Annotated in this window: 28 protein-coding genes, 2 tRNA genes and 3 pseudogenes; 20 read left to right on the forward strand and 13 right to left on the reverse strand. The window is 40.5% G+C overall.

Features of this window, described 5'->3' with window-relative positions:
- The first annotated feature begins 8 nt into the window (after positions 1-8).
- The 6 genes from KUH03_RS29005 to KUH03_RS29030 all read left to right on the forward strand — a co-directional run bounded on the left by KUH03_RS29005 (position 9) and on the right by KUH03_RS29030 (position 3,426).
- Positions 9-344, forward strand: coding sequence for a hypothetical protein (locus KUH03_RS29005; protein ID WP_257087875.1), 336 nt, complete (start codon positions 9-11; stop codon positions 342-344).
- Between the two features lie 158 nt (positions 345-502).
- Positions 503-634: a hypothetical protein gene (locus tag KUH03_RS29010; protein WP_257087876.1), complete on the forward strand. Its 132-nt coding sequence runs from the start codon at positions 503-505 to the stop codon at positions 632-634.
- 16 nt (positions 635-650) lie between these two features.
- Entirely contained in the window at positions 651-1,109 is a 459-nt protein-coding gene (locus KUH03_RS49305) for a RagB/SusD family nutrient uptake outer membrane protein (protein ID WP_373564507.1), read from the forward strand.
- The gene (locus KUH03_RS29020; RefSeq protein WP_373564850.1) at positions 1,046-1,264 is read left to right on the forward strand and encodes a hypothetical protein; all 219 of its coding nucleotides are present in this window, start codon (positions 1,046-1,048) and stop codon (positions 1,262-1,264) included. Before KUH03_RS49305 ends, KUH03_RS29020 begins: the two co-directional genes overlap by 64 nt.
- A gap of 179 nt (positions 1,265-1,443) precedes the next feature.
- Complete coding sequence (locus KUH03_RS29025) at positions 1,444-1,983, forward strand: hypothetical protein (RefSeq protein WP_257087877.1); 540 nt, start codon at positions 1,444-1,446, stop codon at positions 1,981-1,983.
- A gap of 66 nt (positions 1,984-2,049) precedes the next feature.
- Positions 2,050-3,426, forward strand: a complete 1,377-nt coding sequence (locus KUH03_RS29030; protein WP_257087878.1) for a hypothetical protein — start codon at positions 2,050-2,052, stop codon at positions 3,424-3,426.
- Positions 3,427-3,440: 14 nt separating this feature from the next.
- On the opposite strand, the gene KUH03_RS29035 is transcribed toward KUH03_RS29030, so the two are convergent.
- Together KUH03_RS29035 and KUH03_RS29040 are read right to left on the reverse strand one after the other, a co-directional pair.
- Positions 3,441-3,513: transfer RNA gene (locus tag KUH03_RS29035), tRNA-Phe, on the reverse strand.
- A gap of 42 nt (positions 3,514-3,555) precedes the next feature.
- Positions 3,556-3,628 (reverse strand) — tRNA-Phe (locus tag KUH03_RS29040).
- A 189-nt stretch (positions 3,629-3,817) separates the two neighbouring features.
- On the opposite strand from KUH03_RS29040, the pseudogene mnmA reads away from it, so the two are divergent.
- The 7 genes and pseudogenes from mnmA (at position 3,818) to KUH03_RS29070 (ending at position 9,159) form a co-directional block, all read left to right on the forward strand.
- A pseudogene (gene mnmA, locus KUH03_RS29045) lies at positions 3,818-4,908 on the forward strand (tRNA 2-thiouridine(34) synthase MnmA).
- An 883-nt stretch (positions 4,909-5,791) separates the two neighbouring features.
- The gene (locus tag KUH03_RS29050) at positions 5,792-6,364 is read left to right on the forward strand and encodes a hypothetical protein (RefSeq protein ID WP_257087879.1); all 573 of its coding nucleotides are present in this window, start codon (positions 5,792-5,794) and stop codon (positions 6,362-6,364) included.
- A 62-nt stretch (positions 6,365-6,426) separates the two neighbouring features.
- Complete coding sequence (locus KUH03_RS29055) at positions 6,427-6,756, forward strand: hypothetical protein (RefSeq protein ID WP_257087880.1); 330 nt, start codon at positions 6,427-6,429, stop codon at positions 6,754-6,756.
- A 10-nt stretch (positions 6,757-6,766) separates the two neighbouring features.
- Complete coding sequence (locus KUH03_RS29060) at positions 6,767-7,432, forward strand: hypothetical protein (RefSeq protein WP_257087881.1); 666 nt, start codon at positions 6,767-6,769, stop codon at positions 7,430-7,432.
- A 173-nt stretch (positions 7,433-7,605) separates the two neighbouring features.
- On the forward strand, positions 7,606-8,139 hold the full coding sequence (locus KUH03_RS46945; RefSeq protein ID WP_306429211.1) for a radical SAM protein: 534 nt from the start codon (positions 7,606-7,608) through the stop codon (positions 8,137-8,139).
- A complete protein-coding gene (locus KUH03_RS46950; RefSeq protein ID WP_306429212.1) occupies positions 8,103-8,477 on the forward strand; it encodes a hypothetical protein in 375 nt (124 codons plus the stop codon). The genes KUH03_RS46945 and KUH03_RS46950 overlap by 37 nt, the downstream gene beginning before the upstream one ends.
- A gap of 139 nt (positions 8,478-8,616) precedes the next feature.
- Positions 8,617-9,159 carry a GNAT family N-acetyltransferase gene (locus KUH03_RS29070; RefSeq protein WP_257087882.1) on the forward strand — a complete coding sequence of 181 codons (543 nt, stop codon included), beginning with the start codon at positions 8,617-8,619 and terminating at the stop codon, positions 9,157-9,159.
- A 141-nt stretch (positions 9,160-9,300) separates the two neighbouring features.
- Here the strand turns inward: KUH03_RS29070 and KUH03_RS29075 are convergent.
- The 8 genes and pseudogenes from KUH03_RS29075 to KUH03_RS29115 form a co-directional block, all read right to left on the reverse strand.
- Positions 9,301-10,720 (reverse strand): annotated as a pseudogene (locus tag KUH03_RS29075) (amino acid permease).
- A 374-nt stretch (positions 10,721-11,094) separates the two neighbouring features.
- Positions 11,095-11,259 (reverse strand): FeoB-associated Cys-rich membrane protein, encoded by a 165-nt coding sequence (locus KUH03_RS29085; RefSeq protein ID WP_257087885.1) that lies wholly within the window; start codon positions 11,257-11,259, stop codon positions 11,095-11,097.
- A 51-nt stretch (positions 11,260-11,310) separates the two neighbouring features.
- Complete coding sequence (locus tag KUH03_RS29090) at positions 11,311-11,574, reverse strand: nucleoside recognition domain-containing protein (RefSeq protein WP_257087886.1); 264 nt, start codon at positions 11,572-11,574, stop codon at positions 11,311-11,313.
- Positions 11,535-11,870: a nucleoside recognition domain-containing protein gene (locus KUH03_RS29095; protein WP_257087887.1), complete on the reverse strand. Its 336-nt coding sequence runs from the start codon at positions 11,868-11,870 to the stop codon at positions 11,535-11,537. Before KUH03_RS29095 ends, KUH03_RS29090 begins: the two co-directional genes overlap by 40 nt.
- Before the next feature lie 101 nt (positions 11,871-11,971).
- Positions 11,972-12,601: a nucleoside recognition domain-containing protein gene (locus tag KUH03_RS29100; RefSeq protein WP_257087888.1), complete on the reverse strand. Its 630-nt coding sequence runs from the start codon at positions 12,599-12,601 to the stop codon at positions 11,972-11,974.
- A 125-nt stretch (positions 12,602-12,726) separates the two neighbouring features.
- The gene (locus KUH03_RS29105) at positions 12,727-12,861 is read right to left on the reverse strand and encodes a hypothetical protein (protein ID WP_257087889.1); all 135 of its coding nucleotides are present in this window, start codon (positions 12,859-12,861) and stop codon (positions 12,727-12,729) included.
- 11 nt (positions 12,862-12,872) lie between these two features.
- Positions 12,873-13,409 (reverse strand): FeoB small GTPase domain-containing protein, encoded by a 537-nt coding sequence (locus tag KUH03_RS29110; RefSeq protein WP_257087890.1) that lies wholly within the window; start codon positions 13,407-13,409, stop codon positions 12,873-12,875.
- Complete coding sequence (locus tag KUH03_RS29115; RefSeq protein WP_257087891.1) at positions 13,409-13,600, reverse strand: FeoA family protein; 192 nt, start codon at positions 13,598-13,600, stop codon at positions 13,409-13,411. The genes KUH03_RS29110 and KUH03_RS29115 overlap by 1 nt, the downstream gene beginning before the upstream one ends.
- Positions 13,601-13,780: 180 nt before the next feature.
- Between KUH03_RS29115 and KUH03_RS29120 the strand changes: the two genes are divergently transcribed.
- On the forward strand, positions 13,781-14,116 hold the full coding sequence (locus KUH03_RS29120; RefSeq protein WP_257087892.1) for a MarR family transcriptional regulator: 336 nt from the start codon (positions 13,781-13,783) through the stop codon (positions 14,114-14,116).
- A gap of 113 nt (positions 14,117-14,229) precedes the next feature.
- Here the strand turns inward: KUH03_RS29120 and KUH03_RS46960 are convergent, their stop codons facing one another.
- The 3 genes from KUH03_RS46960 to KUH03_RS29130 are packed head-to-tail and all read right to left on the reverse strand — an operon-like array spanning position 14,230 to position 15,643.
- Positions 14,230-14,553 carry a hypothetical protein gene (locus KUH03_RS46960; RefSeq protein WP_306429213.1) on the reverse strand — a complete coding sequence of 108 codons (324 nt, stop codon included), beginning with the start codon at positions 14,551-14,553 and terminating at the stop codon, positions 14,230-14,232.
- A complete protein-coding gene (locus KUH03_RS46965; RefSeq protein WP_306429214.1) occupies positions 14,550-15,062 on the reverse strand; it encodes a ZIP family metal transporter in 513 nt (170 codons plus the stop codon). Before KUH03_RS46965 ends, KUH03_RS46960 begins: the two co-directional genes overlap by 4 nt.
- Positions 15,062-15,643, reverse strand: coding sequence for a phosphatase PAP2 family protein (locus KUH03_RS29130; RefSeq protein WP_120259090.1), 582 nt, complete (start codon positions 15,641-15,643; stop codon positions 15,062-15,064). Before KUH03_RS29130 ends, KUH03_RS46965 begins: the two co-directional genes overlap by 1 nt.
- 201 nt (positions 15,644-15,844) lie before the next feature.
- Between KUH03_RS29130 and glmM the strand changes: the two are divergent.
- From glmM to KUH03_RS29160, 6 genes and pseudogenes are all read left to right on the forward strand, one after another.
- A pseudogene (gene glmM, locus KUH03_RS29135) lies at positions 15,845-17,226 on the forward strand (phosphoglucosamine mutase).
- A gap of 151 nt (positions 17,227-17,377) precedes the next feature.
- The gene (locus tag KUH03_RS29140) at positions 17,378-17,812 is read left to right on the forward strand and encodes a nuclear transport factor 2 family protein (RefSeq protein WP_257087893.1); all 435 of its coding nucleotides are present in this window, start codon (positions 17,378-17,380) and stop codon (positions 17,810-17,812) included.
- Entirely contained in the window at positions 17,812-18,246 is a 435-nt protein-coding gene (locus KUH03_RS29145; protein WP_257087894.1) for a cation:proton antiporter, read from the forward strand. Before KUH03_RS29140 ends, KUH03_RS29145 begins: the two co-directional genes overlap by 1 nt.
- Positions 18,239-18,445, forward strand: a complete 207-nt coding sequence (locus KUH03_RS29150) for a hypothetical protein (protein ID WP_257087895.1) — start codon at positions 18,239-18,241, stop codon at positions 18,443-18,445. The genes KUH03_RS29145 and KUH03_RS29150 overlap by 8 nt, the downstream gene beginning before the upstream one ends.
- Positions 18,397-18,891: a cation:proton antiporter gene (locus KUH03_RS29155; RefSeq protein ID WP_257087896.1), complete on the forward strand. Its 495-nt coding sequence runs from the start codon at positions 18,397-18,399 to the stop codon at positions 18,889-18,891. Before KUH03_RS29150 ends, KUH03_RS29155 begins: the two co-directional genes overlap by 49 nt.
- Positions 18,813-19,382 carry a hypothetical protein gene (locus KUH03_RS29160; RefSeq protein WP_257087897.1) on the forward strand — a complete coding sequence of 190 codons (570 nt, stop codon included), beginning with the start codon at positions 18,813-18,815 and terminating at the stop codon, positions 19,380-19,382. Before KUH03_RS29155 ends, KUH03_RS29160 begins: the two co-directional genes overlap by 79 nt.
- Positions 19,383-19,537: the final 155 nt, after the last annotated feature.

Below are 19,537 nucleotides of genomic sequence, written 5' to 3' on the forward strand. Positions count from 1 at the left end.
AAAAGGTAATGGGTACCAGTGCAGACTTTGAAGCAGTCCCGAATAGAGAAAAAGAGCAGCCCAATGACCAGTATCTATGGGGCAGAATATTGGCTGATTTTAAAGAGGCTGAACAGTTGCTACCAGCGACGCAACCCGAGAAAGGACGTGTTGATAAAAATGCAGCGACAGCGATGGTTGCCCGCACCCTGTTATTTATGGCCTATGAACAAAATGATAAACATGCTGTTGTCAATATCAATAAAGAAAGGTTGAGCGAAGCATTGACTTATCTCAACAAATTGACCGATCAGGAAGGGGGAAGGTTGGTTTACAGACAGATTTTGCCGAAAACTTTGATATAAATTTCGATAACAAGACAAAAGAATCTATTTGGGAGATTCAATATTCCATTGATGATGGAAGTTCAAGTGGAGGTAAGATCAATCGGGGCGAGGGATTAAATCACCCCTTCCAATGGGGTGGTTTTCAATGTTGCGGATTTCACCAGATCAGCTATACCATGGCGAATGCATTTAAAACCGGAACAAATGGTCTACCTTTATTTGATACATACAATAATGGGAGTTACGCAGATGGGGACGCTGTATTTTTGGCGGGAACAGCTTTGATCCGCGATTTAGCCATACAGTAGCTGCGCCAGGGCAACCTTGAAATATAATCCGAATCTTCTTTTTGAAACAAAAGGGATTCGAAATGGTGCCGAATATGGTTATTTGAAATCTATTAAGGAATTGCCACAACCAGATTGTAAATGTTTGCTATACGATGGTTGGCAATTTAATTCGATGAACAAGAAAATGATTCGCTATGATGAGGTTTTACTTTGGAAAGCTGAGGTGCTGATTCAGCTGGACCGTTGGAATGAATCATTGGTACTGATCAACAAAATTCGCGAACGGGCTGCTAAAAGCACGGCACGATTGGTGAAAAAGATGGCTCTCCGGTACTTAATTACAAAATTGCAACCTATCAACCCGGTGTCAATTGTACTTGGGATAAAGCTTTTGCCTGGAAGGCATTACAATGGGAAAACCGTCTTGAACTGGCTGCGGAGGGGCGTCGTTTTTTTGATCTGCAACGCTGGGGAATATTGGAGCCAACGATGAATGCCTATTTTTCGGTAGAAAAAATAGGTTTAAGTGGCTGGGAGCAGGACGTTTTACAGCAGGTCGGGATGAATATTTTCCGATTCCTCAGCCTCAGATTAACTGGGCGAAAGGGAATTATACACAAAATCCTGGCTATTAGTTTATGCCTATAACAAAACCGAAGCGTGATGATAAAGATATTGATCAAGAATAACGTATTTCCTTACTGTTTGTCGATACTGTTGACATTATGTTGTGTATACCAGCAGTGCTGGGCGAATGGGGATCCAGGGAAAATAAATGCATTGATTAAAGCAATTAAAGTTGATAGTATAGGGGGCAACTACCTCAATTGAGCTATCAGAAAATTGCACCTCAGGTTGTTAAGGTGCGGGTTTCGGTAGATCTGCCCGAAGATGTGCGCTGCGATGATTGGCGGATCAGAATTTTGCCGGCATTTCAGCCCACATTTCATTGGGCACCACATTTGACGCCCTCGGATAACCATATTATTGCACAGCATGTCTTTAGGGCTCCCATGATGATGCTAACCGATCAACGGAAGCAGCTGGTTATTATTCCCGATGTAGATCTGTTGAATAGCACTTTAGCCAGAGATTGGTATATGGATATGGATGCGACGAAAAACCAGTTAACACTGGGGCGGTCGCTGGCGCAAGTCGGCGAACATGTTTTGTTCAAACGGAAATCTGGCAATATATACACGCGTGGTAAATTTGAATTTGCATTTTATGTTCTTGCCTTTGACGATCGGGAAGTCGCAGATAATCCCTTTCGTAGGCCGCTGGCTTTCTATTGGAAAATTGGGCCGCAGGTCTTTTTGATAAGGGGAACCAATCTCCGGAGATATGGAAACCTATGTGCGGCATAGCTATCACTGGGCATTTCAATCCTGGGTCAAGCAGGTATGGCAGTCGTTTGAAATTAATGGAAAAAAGTGGGCGCACCAACTTTTATCGTCAATACCACACAAAGCCCCAATTATCCTGGGAAAACCAATGAACGGGAGTTCCGTTCGATATGGAATCAGGCCTGGTTTAGTTCTTTACGATCAGCCAGTGGCCTATATCGTTTTGCAAAGCGGACAGGAGACCAAGAGCTCTTGGATAAGGCGAATCTTACCAAGGAACTGGCACTATCCTATCCCAAAAAGGAGGGATTTTTCTATGGTCTGATCGGAACTGAAATGGAAGAAACTATTGCAGGGGAAGGCGATAAAAAATCCGCTCGGAGTAAAGGTTGGGAACACTATTATTGGGGAAATTCAAATCGAAATCCCTATACCTGGGATGCCCGTAAATCCCCTTTTCATCTGTTGGATATGAGCTGGACGGCGCTGTTGATGTTGCGTTGGTACAACGAGCTCGAAAAGGACCCGCGTTTGCTCGCTTATGCCGAAGATTATGCGAAGTCTCTGCTAGAAGTTCAATCAGCGGATGGATTTTTTCCGGGCTGGCTTGATGTAGAAACATTAAAGCCTCTTGCTCACCTCAATGATTCACCCGAAAGCGCCTTATCGGTAACCTTTTTATTGACCCTTTATCGCATGACGCAAAAAGAGGAGTATAAAGTAGCAGCTCTGCGAGCAATGCAAGCGATTATGAAGGAAATTATACCCAATGGGCGCTGGGAAGATTTTGAAACCTATTGGTCTTGCTCCCGTGTCGGTGCCGAAGATTGGGTGGGGAAAAAGGTATTGCGCAACGACATGTACAAGCAGAATAATTTTTCTATGTTTTGGACAGCGGAGGCGCTATTGGAATGTTATCAAACTACTAAAGCGAAACCATACCTCAAGATTGGGCAGCGTACCTTGGACGAACTGTTGATGACACAGGCCGCATGGCAACCTCATTTCATTCCCATAAAAGCATTGGGCGGATTTGGTGTGATGAATGCAGATGGAGAATGGAACGATGCCAGACAGAGTTTGTTTGCTGAGTTAATTATTCGCTATGGCAAGGAATTGAAGCAAAGGGAATACCTTCAGCGTGGTTTGGCGGCTTTACGGGCCTCCTTTATTATGATGTATTGTCCTGAAAACCCGGATACCAAAGCACAATGGGAGGAAGCCTGGCCGTTTTTTGGAAAAGAGGATTATGGTTTTATGATGGAAAACTATGGTCATGGTGGGGAGACAAACGCTAAAGGCCTGGGTATAGGAGAGTTTACGATCTACGATTGGGGCAATGGTGCAGCAGCGGAAGCCTATAATCGGATATTAGACCATTATGGAGCAGATTTTTTACAGGGGGGGATTGTAGTCTTTTGCGAATGTATTGTGGATAAGAAACAAAAAAGCCTGCTCAAATGAACAGGCTTTTTTTGTGGTGCCACCTGGGTTCGAACCAGGGACACAAGGATTTTCAGTCCTTTGCTCTACCAGCTGAGCTATGGCACCAGTTGACCTTTTATTTAAATCTGTGATCATCAGATTGAAGCGTGGTGCCACCTGGGTTCGAACCAGGGACACAAGGATTTTCAGTCCTTTGCTCTACCAGCTGAGCTATGGCACCGCTTTCTGCTATGGGTTTGTTCCCTATTGCGATGCAAATATAGTGTGATAATTTGAATTCTAAAATTTTTATGTGGATTATTTTTGCTCTCTTTTTTTCGAAAGTGTTGATTTTGATCGAGATAAAATTACAAGAAACTAACATAGAGAAAAAGGAATAAGCTGTATCTTTGCATTTCAATAAATAGAGATGAGTAAAAGAGGAAGAGTTTTAGTTGCAATGAGTGGAGGGGTCGATAGCTCCGTTGCTTCTGTCATGCTCCACGAACAAGGATATGAGGTCATAGGTATCACGATGAAGACTTGGGATTATGCATCCGCAGGTGGTTCGTCTAAGGAGACAGGATGTTGTAGCCTCGACAGTATCAATGACGCTCGTACATTAGCCGTAAACTATGGTTTCCCTCATTATATATTAGATATACGCGATGAGTTTGGAGACTTTGTAATTGATAATTTTGTAGAGGAATACATTGCAGGGCGTACACCCAATCCATGTGTTCTTTGTAATACCCACATCAAATGGGAGGCTCTGATGAAGCGTGCTGATAAATTGGATTGTGAATTTATCGCTACGGGACATTACGCCAATATTCGTATGCATGATAATGGCCGTCATGTCATATCAAAGGGTAAAGATGAAAATAAGGATCAATCCTATGTCCTATGGGGTGTATCGCAAGAAAATCTAGCTCGTACACAGTTTCCATTGGGATCGTTCACGAAAAAGGAAATCCGTCAAATGGCGCTTGACATGGGACAGAAAGAGCTTGCCAATAAATCGGAAAGCTACGAAATCTGTTTTGTGCCAGACAATGACTACCGTGCGTTTTTGAGACATAAAGTACCTACATTAGATCAGCAGATCGGTCCGGGTAATTTTATCCTTTCAGACGGAACAGTTGTTGGTAAACATATTGGTTACCCGTATTTTACCATCGGCCAACGTAAAGGTTTAGGTATTGCTTTGGGTAAACCGATGTTTGTGATTGAAATTCTCCTGAAAGCAATACGGTGGTATTGGGTGAGGAGCATGAGCTTGAAAAATCACATGCCTATGTACGCAATGTGAACTTTGTCAAATATGCAGGTCTTGACCAGCCAATGGAGGCAATTTCAAAAGTACGTTATAAAGATTCGGGTGCTCTGTCTACCATCTCGCAAGAGGGCGATAAAGTGCGTATAGACTTTGTACACAATGTGAAAGGTATCGCACCGGGACAATCAGCCGTATTCTACGAAGGAAATGATCTCTTGGGCGGTGGTTTCTTGATGAAATAATAAAAGCTGATCTGAAATTCAGCATAAGAATTCTAATCCCTATACTGTATCTACAGTATAGGGATTTTTATTTTACAACCGGTGTAAACGATCGTGCTACGCTAGTTTCATAAGGTTGTGCTGCTATTATGCCGGCAGGATTTAAGTCAACCGAATTAAGTAGTAGTGCATATCTACTTCTTTTTTCAAGATAGAGGGTCGAAAGCGATACCAAGATGGTATCGTAATCTTTATCAGGTGAATCAAAGGTGAGTATCTGTATTATATTTCTTTCTATTTGTATAGAAAATATTTACAATTTATTTTTATATAAAAATTTTATTAGTACATTTGTATAGATAATATATAAAAATACTCGGCAAATATTTACTAACCGAGAGTGATTGTCCTCAGAATTGGACTTACTGGGCGTGTTATTATAAGATTTATGGTAACGAGGATGATGCCAAAGTGTATTTGAAGGTTTTAATGGAACCAGCAACCAATTAAAGACTAAACAAACAACGATATAAAAAGACTTTAGAAACAGATACTGTTTGGTATCTGCAGCCACCGCTTTGTCTAAACGTAAGGTTTTAGTATTGTAATTATCTTAAGATTTTGATTAAAAATTTAATATGAATTATTATGAATACAGATTTTAACTTTTTTCCTGATGCTTTTGAGGACGAAGATGATAAAATGGACTATTTGTTTGACGATTTACGTAGTTTATATTGCCAGCATAGCCTAGTTGAATGGAAAAAAAGATTGAAGAACTTGTCCAGGTGATTTCCAATAATTATTGCGAGACTCATTTGGTTGACCAAGACTTTTACCGTTCGTCTCGGAAATTAAAAAGATTATTGAAGAAGCATGGTGTGTGTTGCAAAAAAGGAACCGTATGGAGTTCAAACATGAGTATCTTGGAATGGAATGGAAGCCGAACCCTTATGCCTTAAAAAAGAAGAATATTTCAGAATTTCATCAATATCGTATTTCTTTCAAAAGACATTTTGAAGATAAAATAACGTTGATAAATGAATATGAATGTCGGGATTTCTTTCTGGTGTTTGATGATTTTTTCAACCAACTGGATGTGATAAATTGGTTGAAGTTAATGGATAAATGGGCGGAATTTTCCGTGGGAGGGAAAGGGCTTATAAGTGAATGCTATGATTATACTCCAACCGAAACTTCTCGTCATCTACAACGCCTGTTTGAGGCCTGTTATTTAATGGATGATTTTGTGTTTTGTCCATTATTTTACCCTCCGAATTCTCAGTTATTTCGTATTGACTATATGATGTTAAATTGTTATTCTGAAACGTATGACGGTTATAACCCGTTTCTTCTATTGGCATATTTGTTTACAGGATATGAACTTTCGGAATTAAAAACAAATTTTCATATTGGATGTATTGCGCTAAAATCCAAACAGAAATCTATAGTAAGGATGAGCCGGCAACGCTTTTAGGCTTATATAAAGATATCGGCCAACTTCTTGAGATTGGTTGGCTTATTCTTTACACCAAAGATATGCCGGAACATTGGCTGGATCCGGCTCGGATGGACTCGGAGTTCGACATAACAAAAGTGAATATCAAGGAAGAAGTATTAACTTTTTTGAGCAAAGAAGAACAATCTAATCTTAGAAAATCACTTCATAATTTTTACAAAGCGAATGATTGGTTTCATTATCGAAGAATGACATTGGAAGACGCTCTGTATTACGCGCTTCAAACCAAGGGTCAATATTACAGTATTGAGCATTTTGAAAAGCTCGAATCAAGTATAAACAAACTTATGGAGATTCTATATGCATTGAATAGAGAGTTTATGAATAGCAATCTAGTGGAGGAAAAATAATTGTTTAACTATGCCATTTGCAAACCCTACACCTTATGACTATTTCCCGCGGAGATTGCATCCGCAGGAGATCGGTAATCCATTTAATGTAATTAATCTTTTCTTTGGTTGGGAGAATTTCCCGGCTTGGAGAGAACACCTTGATGAGTGGAAGGAGGCTGCAATCAGACCATCTTATAGAATGAATAATGAGCAGACGTTAAGAACGTTCATTCGTTACGAATTTATAGAGATTTTGATTGAAGGTGTCTTTATGATTTGTCGATTGGATAAAAGTTACTGGATGCCAGATTCCGAACTTCGACATCGCTATAAGATGCATAGTAAAACTTTTATGCCGGATAAAGACGAAATGAACAATGCTATAAGATATTTTAATAATTCTCATAATCCCAAACAGTTTCAGTGGGAAGCTTATAATCTAATCTACCTTGATAAAGACGAGCGTTATAATCCACTAAAGGTGTTTTATCAGTTATGGGAAACGTATAATCTGCCCCATGTACGGGATGCACTTTATTGGTGGTTGGTGGTGAGTATGGATTATACCTGTGCAGATGATAGTAGGGGCGATGATTATCTGAATGAGTTCCATCGGCATTTACAACGAATAATTGAAGCAGCTCATCTTATCTATATCTGGAACATGGATAAGTGGCCAAAATTGTATCCATAATCGTTTAAATGAGAATATAAAAAGACAGATTTTTTTATTTTCTATTTACTAATAATTTTAGTAATTTTAACTTATGAATCCGTCAGAATATTTTAAGGGCAGAGGGGCACAGATCAATCCCAATAACAAATTTTTTTCCAACCAGTATGTGCAGGAGCATATTGAAGGCTTGGATGAGGAATTTCTTGGGGCCAAAAACGCAATTTATTCCGACGCACCCGAAGTCCATTATCTCCAAATCCAATAGTCCAGACCTGCGCTTTGAAAGGTCAATCAATCCCTATCAGGGCTGTGAGCATGGCTGTATTTACTGCTATGCCCGCAATTCACATGAATACTGGGGCTTTAGCGCCGGATTAGACTTCGAGCGCAAAATCCTGGTCAAACACAATGCTGCTCAACTCCTGGAGCATGAGTTTCGGAAGTCGAGTTACCAGCCTGATTTGATTATGCTCTCAGGCAATACCGATTGCTACCAACCTATCGAACGGAAATTGGGGATCACACGATCGCTTTTAGAATTGATGCTAAAATATCGAAATCCAGTTTCCATCATCAGCAAGAATGTATTGATGCGAAGGGATTTTGACCTCTTGCGTGAGCTTGCAGCACTGAATCTGGTATCCGTTGCTGTGACCATTAATTCCCTAAGAGAGGAGGTTCGTCAAAAATGGAACCCAGGACCGCTACTGCCTCGGCCCGTTTAAAACTCATTGAGGGACTGACGGGGATAGGTGTACCCGTGATGCTGATGATGGCACCCATCGTTCCCGGGATCAACAGCGACGAGATTTCAGATTTGATCCGTTCGGGAGCAGATGCGGGCGCAATTACCGCCTCTTATACCATTGTTAGACTCAACGGGCAGATCGGTGGTATATTTAAAGATTGGTTGTATCAGAATTATCCCGATCGCGCCGAGAAGGTATTGCATTGGATCGAGGCTTGTCATGGCGGAAAAATTAATGACACTGATTTCGGACGGCGTATAAAGGGGACGGCAATATGGCAGAGAGCCTGCAGCATTTATTTAAGCTTTCTGTGAAGAAATATATGAATAACGGGTGCTTCCGCCCCTGAGAGGGATCTTTTCCGCTTGCCCGATGCAGGGTTGCAGTTGGGCTTGTTTTAGTTATTATTGTCAAATGAGCGCTGAAAATTACGCTATTTGTGTAATTTAAAAAATGGAAATTATATCAGAACGACTCCGGTTAAGAACAGTGAAAAATGAAGATTTGGAAAAGATTCATTATTTATTAATGTGTCCGGAAACGGCCTTATTTAATCCGAGCGGGCATCCTAACGGGATAGGGGATACCGCCCAAATGGTAAAAACCTGGTCGGAACAAGAAAAGGAATCCAACGATAGAAAGAACTATACTTTTTATATTGAAACTATTGTGGGGGCGGAATTTGTTGGTCTGATTGATATCAGTATTGTAAAAGTAAAATATAGAAATTCGGAAGTATGGTTTAAGTTGGTCCCGGAAATGTGGAATAAGGGATATGCAACAGAGGCATTAAAACGAATAATTGAATTTGGATTCAGACAACTTAATCTCCATCGGATAGAAGCTGGCTGTGCGGTAGAAAATATCGCGTCTTATAAGATAATGGAAAAGGTAGGCATGATTAGGGAAGCTCATCGGAGAAAGATCTTGCCTTTAAAAGACGGTTGGAGTGATAATTATGAATATGCAATTTTAGATCAGGACTACTTGGATTAGAGTATATTAAAGAACGATAAAGATTGATTATTTAATTCATTCTTTGCAAAAGGGCCAGATTCTAAACGAATCTGGCCCTTTATTTCGTCCGGAGATCGATGGCTCCAGAATTATGAGGCTGATAAAATTGATTTACAATCCCTATTTTTTTCTTTTGATCAATATATAGCTAATATATAGTAATAATAACCAGGCTGGGATCAATTCAACCGGCAATTTCATGCCTGTTACCCACATGATACCCAACACAGCGATCAGAAAGATCAGACAGATATAATTGCTCAATGGATAGAGAAACGAAGGGAATTTCGTTTTTACATGAGCATCGACCTTGTTCTTTCTAAAATATAAATGCGTGATTGAAATCATTACCCAGTTGATGATCAACGAAGAAACAACCAACGACATCAGGATCTCCAATGCATTCTTAGGTGCAACATAATTGATAAAGACACAGATCGCAGCAAACACAGCTGAAACCAGAATAGCATTTATAGGTGCATGGTTTTTGTTTAGCTTGGACAAAAACCTAGGCGCATTACCCTGTTCGGCAAGTCCAAAGAGCATTCTACTATTGCTGTAAACACTGCTATTGTATACCGATAAGGCTGCGGTGAGCACGATCAGATTGAGTGCATTTGCGATAATTTTTGTGAAGTAGAATGTTTTTCCGAATAGGGTAAATTCAAAACCATTAAGTTTGTCAAAGACCAATACAAAAGGACTCGTATCCGCGGTGATATTTGTCCAAGGTGTGAGGGAAAACAAGATAATCAGAGCGCCTACATAAAAGATTAGGATCCGGTAGATAACCTGATTGGTCGCTTTGGGGATATTTTTTTCTGGATGCTCGGCTTCGGCAGCGGTAATACCTACCAATTCGAGTCCGCCAAAAGAAAACATAATCAGTGCCATGGCGGATAGTAGACCTTCATAACTGCCATCTCCAGTCTGGCTAAACCAGCCTTTTGGAAAAAAGCCACCATGCGAAGTGAGGTTGCTCAGGCTGGCCTGTTCACCTCCGGTGCCACTAACCAGGAGATAGACACCAAAGACAATCATGGCAATAATAGCGACAACCTTAATGATTGAAAACCAGAATTCTGTCTCACCGTAAATTTTGACGGAGGCAAGGTTCAGGGCATTGATAGCGAAGAAAAAATAAGCTGGATCCCCATAGTGGGATTTCCGGCCACCAGAATTGGACATATACTCCAATAGCTGTTAGTTCGGCCATGCTCACTAAAATATAGAGCACCCAGTAATTCCAGCCAGAGGCATAACCGGCAAAAGAACCCCAATATTTATTAGCGAAGTAACTAAAGCTACCAGATACGGGTTCTTCAACCACCATTTCTCCCAATTGGCGCATAATGAAGAACGCAATTATCCCTGCAAAGGCATAACCAAGTATCACCGCTGGCCCCGCTAGTGTGGCAGCTTTTCCTATTCCAAGAAACAATCCAGTTCCGATGGCGCCACCAAGAGCGATCAGCTGAATATGTCTATTTTGAAGTCCCCTTTTTAATTGTTTCGAATCCTTGTTATTCTGTTTCTCCATTTGTATGGTTAATACGGTTACTTATTTAGTGTGGATCAGTCTTGATCCTGAATATTCTACTCATCTCTTTTCCAACACGGGATTGAGATGAAAATTGGTTTATCTGCAAAGTACTACAAATTATTTAATTTGCTACTACAGCATTTTGACCTAAGCGCATAAAGTTAATAAAACACTTAGGTATTTTATGCAGCTAAGGCTTTGCTTTTTACTGGACCAGAAAGCAATCTTGATTAATACTGCTGAAAGACAGGTTTTAATAGAAAACGCTACCATGAGAATGGTAGCGTTTCATTTGTTCGTAGCTAGTGTGATTTTTGGCCACTCCACCTTAGAACGAAATTTTGTTTGTAAATGATACAGTAAAAGATAAATTAATTTGCTTTCTGTGGTTTTTCCTCTGTTTCGCAGCTGCATCCACAACCTTTGGAGCAACCTGATTTACCTTTCAGTGATTTACGGACATTTCTAACGACATACCATACAGCCGCTAACACCAAAATTCCAACGATGAGATATTGTACTGTTAAATTATCCATGATCTTTTATTTTTAAACTGTGAAAGCATCTATCTCACTTGCACAGCTAGTTTATTTTAAGAGTTGATAAGCAATCAAGGCACTGAAATAAGCCAGGCCTGTCATAAAACCAACTTGAATTAATGTCCATTTCCACGATCCTGTTTCTCTTTTTACCGCTGCTATTGTACTCATACATTGCATGGCAAAAGCATAAAATAAGAGAAGAGATATTCCGGAAGCAAAATTGTAAGCCGGTAAACCCGTATTACGGTTAATCTCGCTCCGCATTTTGCTTAATACTGTTGTTTTGGTTGCTTCATCTTCAATATCCACTTCATCGCCAAGGCTGTATACGGTTGCCATTGTTCCCACAAAACTTCCCTCGCTGCAAATGAGGAGATCAAACCGATTCCCATTTTCCAGTCATAACCTAGCGGCTCTACAACAGGTTCAATTGCCATGCCAAGATAGCCAAGGAAGGAATGTTCCAGTCGGTAAGAAGAGATCTCATGGTCAAGATCCTCACCGGAGAGGTTGGGATTATTTTGTGTGACATATTCCTTTGCCTTGCTAAACTTGTCGTTTGGACCGAAACTACCCAAAGCCCAAAGAATAACAGAAATAGCCAATATAATCTTACCTGCTCCGAATACAAAGCTTGCAGTTTTCTCCCAAACATTTAAAGCAACGTTTTTCCAGTCTGGAGATTTATATGTCGGAAGCTCAAATATTAAAAAGACTTGTGTTTGGATTTGATGATTTTGGTCAGGAGTATGGCCGAAAACAAAGCTGCAAATATCCCAAGAAGATACATGACAAATAAAACCATACCCTGCAATTGAAATCCTGCATATTTGGTGTCTGGAATAACCAATCCGATCAATACGATGTAAATGGGTAGACGGGCAGAACAGGTCATGAATGGCGTGACCAATATGGTGACAAGTCGTTCCTTTGCATTTTCGATATTACGTGCAGACATGACCGCCGGTACAGCACAGGCCACCCCAGAGATTAAAGGGATTACGGATTTTCCGTTTAGCCCGAAAGGTCTGAGCCAACGATCCATTAGGAAAACCACACGGCTCATATAGCCAGTCTCTTCCATAATGGAAATAAAAATGTATAAAATAACGATCTGTGGGATAAATATCACGATACCGCCGATACCTTTGATAATACCATTGCTCAACAGATCTGTGAGCGGACCAGCAGGAAGCGTGGTCTGTGTATAAGCGGCAAGATCGCCAAAGAGACCATCAATAAAGTCCATTGCTGGCCCTGACCAGGTATAAATCGCCTGGAAAATCAGGAAGAGAATACCAAAGAAGATCAGATACCCAAAGATTGGATGGAGCAATATTTTGTCGATCGCGTTTGTTTTATTTTTGTTGGAAGCATCGTCCTTGGAGTAGATTTCAGCTAAGTTTCCATCTAAGGATTTGCTCCGTAGGATGGCCTCTTCTTTCTGTAGTTTCTCCGCTTTTAACTGATGCTTGTCGCGAATTTGCTGAATCGAATCGTTTTTTCTTTCGATAGAAAAGAGACCTCACCTTTAGCCAGATACTGCCAGGTATGGTACTCCGTGTCCAAAGGAAACAATCGTTTGGTTTCTTCCAATGCTTCGTTTGCTATTGGGGTAACTGAAATTTGCTGACATACATCGGCGGGGTCGCATCGAAATTTTTGATCAGCTGATCGATACCCTGCCCCGTACGTGCATTTGTTTCGTAAACTTTTGTATTAAGTAACTGTTCAAGCTTTGGGATATCTATACTTATTCCTTTTTCTTTGGCCTCATCGATCATATTGATGACGAAGATGGCCGGAAGACCAAGCTCTCGTGCTTGTTGATAAAGGATGACAGACCTTTTCAGGTTGGTTGGTTCGGCAACGACAATAACAAGATTTGGTCTAAAACTGTTTTCTTTGTTGACCAAGGTATTGAAGACGACTTCTTCGTCCATTGAACTCGGAAACAGGGTATAGGTTCCTGGAAGGTCAATAATACGATAGGTTTTGTTGTTGGCTTTAACTTGTCCCTCACGTTTTTCTACAGTGATACCAGGATAGTTTCCTACTTTCTGATTTAATTTTGTAATCCGGTTAAAAAGGGATGTTTTACCCACATTTGGATTACCCAAAAGTGCAATAATCGGGTTATTCATTATTTCTGATCAATAAGGATGACTTTAGCTTCTGATTTGCGAATGGCAATCAAGGCGTTATTAGCAATAATATTTAAACATATAGGACCATCTAAAGGTGCGATATGTTTCACTTCTACTTCAGTACCAGGCACAAAACCTAATTCGAAAAATTTAGCTGGAATATCGTGCGAATCAAAATCAATAATCACCGCTTTTTCCCCTTTTTTTTAGCTTATCTAAGCTATTTTTATTACGCATCTACCTATTTTTTTGTATCCTCCAAATATACAGATTTTCTACCATTTAGAATGATTCTAATGTCATAGTTATGTATTTAGCGCAAAAAACAGCTATCTTTACAGGTAAAAAGGGATTAATTATCAACCAAAATGAAAATCGAGGACGAAATCAAAGTAAGTAAATTCAGTAATGAATGGCATCGTTGTACCGTAAACATTCTATATACGTACAATTGGCTGAATAATGAACTTGAACAAAGAGCAGCCAAAGAAGGGATCACTTTGAAACAATTTAATGTCTTACGTATCCTCCGAGGCCAATATCCAAAACCTGCAACCAATAACCTGATCAAATCAAGAATGCTAAGTACAACACCCGATATCTCCCGTATGATGGATCGGATGGTGACGAAAGGACTTGTTTCCGCTGTCAATCGGGAGGTGACAAACGCGCCGTTGATCTGGTTATCACCGATAAAGGCCTGAAGATCCTTGAAAATCTCGAAGAGCCGATGCTGATGACGGATATTTTATCCGATAGAATCAGTGAAAAGGAAGCAATCCAGCTCAGTGCTTTATTGGACAAGCTAAGAGGCTAATTAATGTGCATGGTCATGGTGGTCGTGGTCATGATGATCATGATCATGCAGTTCTTGATTGCCTCCATTATGCCCATGTGCATGGTCGTGTTCACCGACGAAAGCAAAACTTGCCAATGCAATGGCCACCCCGGCAATTACTGCAATCATCTTCTTTTTGTTGAATTTATGATGGTCTATAGATCCGGACTCGAACAATATTGTTGTGGATATATGCAGAAATATACCAATAACCACAGCCATGATTTTATCAAAATATTGTTGAATATTCCCCACCTCACCGGCGCTAATCGCTTTACTTAATAGAAAGCCGAAAGGAGTCATAGCCGCGAATAGGGCCAGTGTGATGATAATCGTATTTTTTTCAGATGTGTACTAATCAAGATGCTGCCTAGGGCAAATGCAGCTGGAATATGATGGATCGAAATCCCTAATGCAAGTTCGGTCTGATGTGTTGCCGCCAATGGCATTCCCTCCAGGAAAGCATGTAGACATAAACTAAACATGATACCGATCGGAAAACTATGGCTGTGATGACCATGCTCATTTTCGGCATGGATATGCCCGTGCTCAATTCCCTGCGAAAATTGCTCAAGGAATAACTGGAACAGAAAGCCTCCAAGTACATAGATACCCAATATTTCGGGTGAGGTGTTTGTCGACTGATAAACATGGGGAATCAAATGCAGTACAGTAATGGAGAATAGATAGGCTCCACTAAATGAAAGGATCAATTTTAGAAAATTTGTCCCTTTTTTCTGTACAAAAAAGACAGCGATACCACTTGCAAATGCAGGTACGAATAAAATTAAAATCAATAAAATTGAATTCATTATACTTGTTCAGTTTTAAAAAAGCTAGGCACGAACCGCTTAAACAGATAGCCTGTAGCCAACCCAACTAGGATTCCCAGCGCGGAGCCACAGAGTATGTCAAACGGGTAATGAACACCAACATAGATTTGAGAGACTGAAATCAGGAATGCCCAGGCGATACATAACCAAAGTACATATTTCCATCTTCTTCGGAATAGCACAATCCAGAAGAAAGCCAAGGAAAAGTGATTGGCCGCATGAGAGGAAGTAAAGCTAAATCCAGAGCCACATCGTACCCGGATATTGACATTTTCCTTAAACTCCACATCATTGCAGGGCCTGATTCTTTTGACGGTCTTTTTGATCAAATGAGATGAGATACCATCGGAAATACCAAAAGTAACCAATGTCATCGCCACAATCAGTATGCCTGTTTTTCCATAGGTTTTAATGAAAAAAATAACCAGAAATAGATACAATGGAGCCCAGGTGTATGGATTACGCAGTATAGGCAACAGCCAATCAAATACAGGGTTACTTAAACCTTGATTGATGGCAAGAAAAATTTCTTGGTCGATGTGTACTAATTGTTGAATCATAAATCTTGTTGATTACAATAAAATTCCCAAACTTTTAAAAACTCGCTTTTCAAAAGTAAAAATAATTTCATTGCAAACGATTGTTTCTTTTAAAAACAACTTTGTTGCAACAAAGATACGTTAAATATTCAATAATTATAATTTTAATTCGATATTTTATTGCCATAATGCTAAATTTACACGTTAATCAATTCAAAGGAAATGACTTTAATTAAATCAATCTCAGGAATACGAGGTACGATAGGCGGTCGTGCAGGAGAAGGACTTACGCCGATAGATATTGTTAAATTTACAGCTGCTTACGGAACTATCATCGTAAAGCAAAGCGGAATAAAGAAAATTGTGGTTGGAAGAGATGCTCGTGTTTCTGGCGAAATGGTCAGCAACCTGGTTATCGGAACCCTGCAAAGTATCGGTGTTGATGTGATTGATTTGGGATTATCGACAACACCAACAGTAGAGATTGCTGTTCCCCTGGAAAAAGCAGCAGGTGGTATTATCCTGACAGCGTCGCATAACCCAGGACAATGGAATGCGCTTAAACTGTTAAATGCGAAAGGCGAATTTATATCTGATGCGGAAGGTCAGGAAGTATTAGCCCTCGGAGAATCCCTGGATTTTGATTTTTCTGCTGTGGAAGAACTCGGTTCAGTACACAAAGATTATTCTTATCTACAAAAACATGTTGATGCTGTATTGGCATTGGAATATGTGGATAAGGAAGCGATCAAAGCGGCGAACTTTAAAGTTGCTTTGGATGCGGTGAATAGTACGGGTGGTACATTTATCCCGGCCTTGTTGGATGCTTTGGGTGTACATACAATTTATAAAATTCACTGTGAGCCTAATGGTAATTTTCCGCATAATCCAGAACCTTTAAAAGAAAATTTGACAGATTTATCTGCTGCTGTAATCGAAAATAAAGCTGATTTGGGCATTGCCGTTGATCCAGATGTAGACCGTTTGGTCTTTATGATGGAAGATGGTGAGCTATTTGGTGAGGAATATACACTTGTTGCAGTTGCAGATTATCTCTTACAACATAAAAAAGGTAATACGGTTTCCAACTTATCCTCTACACGTGCATTGCGCGATGTAACCAAAGCACATGGTGGTGAATATTATGCTGCTGCTGTTGGTGAGGTCAATGTGGTTACTAAAATGAAAGAAGTTGATGCTGTGATCGGTGGCGAAGGTAATGGTGGGGTAATCTATCCAGCCTCACACTATGGTCGTGACGCTTTGGTAGGTGTAGCTATTTTTCTGACACATTTGGCTAAGCTGGGTAAGAAAGCTTCTGAATACCGTGCTTCACTACCGCAATATTTCATGTCCAAAAATAAGATTACGCTGACTCCGGAACTGGATATCGACAATCTTTTGGCAAAAATGGAGGAGAAATATAAAATGAAGAACACAGTACCATCGACGGTCTGAAAATAGACTTTGAAAACGAATGGGTGCATTTGCGTAAATCCAATACGGAGCCAATCATTCGGATCTACTCTGAAGGACCAACACCGGAAGCCGCTGAGCAGATTGCGCAAAAAATCATTCGCGAGATCGAAGAAATAATTAAATAAAACAAAAAGCTGCATCCGCAGCTTTTTGTTTTATGATCTACATGGAAAGATATTTCCACAAAATAAAAACACGTTTTCATAATTTATGATTAAAAAGACCTTTATAGCGATTTATTGTTTTTTGAGTCTATTTTTATTTACGGTTCCCCTGATGGCCCAGGAACCCATTGATGCAATCAATAAGACATTAGATACCTGGCATAAATCTTCAGGCGAGGTGAAGTTTGGCCCCTTTATCAATTCACTTGCGGCAGATGCGGTAATATTGGGTGCTGATCGGGAGGAACGTTGGGATAAAAACCATAGCGATAAATTCTCTGAACAGTATTTTAACCCTAAGTATGCCTGGAACTATACTTACCAAAACAGATCTGTCCATTTTAATACAGACAGTACAACGGCTTGGTTTGACGAAACCTTTAAGATAAACACGAAGTACTTTAGGGGTACCGGTGTATTGAGCAAAATAGACAATGACTGGAAAATCCAACAATATAATCTGTCTATGCTTGCACCTTATGCTGACGTTAAATCCGCTATCAGCGGAAGCTTGGTCATGAAGTACATAATAATGTACTCCTGGTAATGGTGCTGTTTTTCTTTATGGCGATGCTGTTTGTACTCAGCCAGCGCTTAAAGATATCCTATCCCATTTTATTGGTTATTGGGGGCTTAGGGATTTCTCTTATTCCTGGAGCACCCGTGATAAGTATAGATCCAGATATTGTCTTTTTGGTATTTTTGCCACCCTTGTTATTTGAAGCAGCCTGGTATACCAACTGGAATAATTTTCTGAAATGGCGTCGATCCATTTTTATTATGGGTTTTGGTCTGGTCTTTTTCACATCCTTGGCAATCGCTTATTTTTCAGTCAGTATTATTCCGGGCTTTACCCTGGCTTTAGGTTTTCTGCTGGGTGGTATTATTTCGCCACCGGATGCGGTCGCCGCAAGTTCAGTATTAAAGGCGTCAGTATACCCAAACGGGGTATTGCTATCCTGGAGGGGAGAGTTTGGTTAACGATGCGGCTTCTTTGACCGTATTTCGATTTGCTTCCATCGCTATCCTAACAGGGCAATTTGCCATGGGGACGGCAACAACACAATTTCTAGTCCTGTCAGTCATGGGCGTTGTTGTGGGGCTTGTGATCGGTCATATCTTATATTTTTCTTGCGTTATGTCGCTAAATCCTCCAGTATATCGACCCCGATTACACTGATTGCTCCTTACCTGATGTATATTGTTGCTGAACATTTTGAATGGTCGGGCGTCTTGGCAGTCGTTAGTGGTGGTTTATTTCTTTCTTTCCGGGCAGGTGATTATCTCAATTACCATACACGTATCCAAACCAAGGAGGTCTGGGCAACAATAGGTTTTCTATTGAATGGCTTTGTTTTTATCCTGATCGGGCTTGAGCTTCCGGTGATCATCAATGGATTGGGTGAGTACTCGATGGAAGAGGCAATTGATTTTTCTTTAGCCATCTGTGTTATTGTTATTGTATTGCGCTTGGTCGCGGTTTATCTTTCGGCTTATGTTCCGCGCTTATTGTTCAAAAGAGTCCGTGTCAGAGAAAAAGGCCCGGGGTGGAAACTGCCTTTGATCGTCGGTTGGGCTGGTATGCGGGGTGTCGTTTCGCTTGCCTCAGCCTTGGCTATCCGATGACATTATATGACGGAACAGCTTTCCCGCATCGTAATCTTATTTTGTTTATCACTTTTGTCGTTATTCTGGTGACTCTGGTGTTTCAGGGACTTACACTGCCCCTGCTGATAAAATTGATCAAGATCGAGGAGGTTGATGAAGATGTGCCGATGGAAGAACAGATTGATGAAATTCGTGTTAGGCTCGGTAGAGACTCTATTGCCTATCTCGATAAGCACTATGCCAAGGAGATGATGGAGTACGAGACAATTGCACGGGTAAAAGAACAGCTCATCCGAAGTATAAATGCATCTGAACGTGCCAAAGAAGAGGATACCCGAGCACAGCTATCAGCCGTTAGGGGATTGTACAATAAAATTATGCTGGAAATTCTGGTGGTACGTCGCAACGGATTAGCGAAGATGAAGGAAAGCAAAGAGTACGACAGTGATGTCATCAAAGATTTGGAATATTCATTGGATTTAGAAGAGTCGCGCCTGACGCGCAAATAGGCTGCTTACACAACTGGCGGTAATAAAGCTTTGTCAGGCGTTGGTATCGTGATAAAGAGTCATTCAAAAAAGCCATTGGCACCTGTGGTGAAGTTCAGTCCCAATATGCCGGACAGGATAAATTGAAAAGGCTTTGGGCTCTTAGATACTATCTG

Source organism: Sphingobacterium sp. E70 (genome assembly GCF_019285695.1).
Lineage (GTDB): Bacteria > Bacteroidota > Bacteroidia > Sphingobacteriales > Sphingobacteriaceae > Sphingobacterium > Sphingobacterium detergens.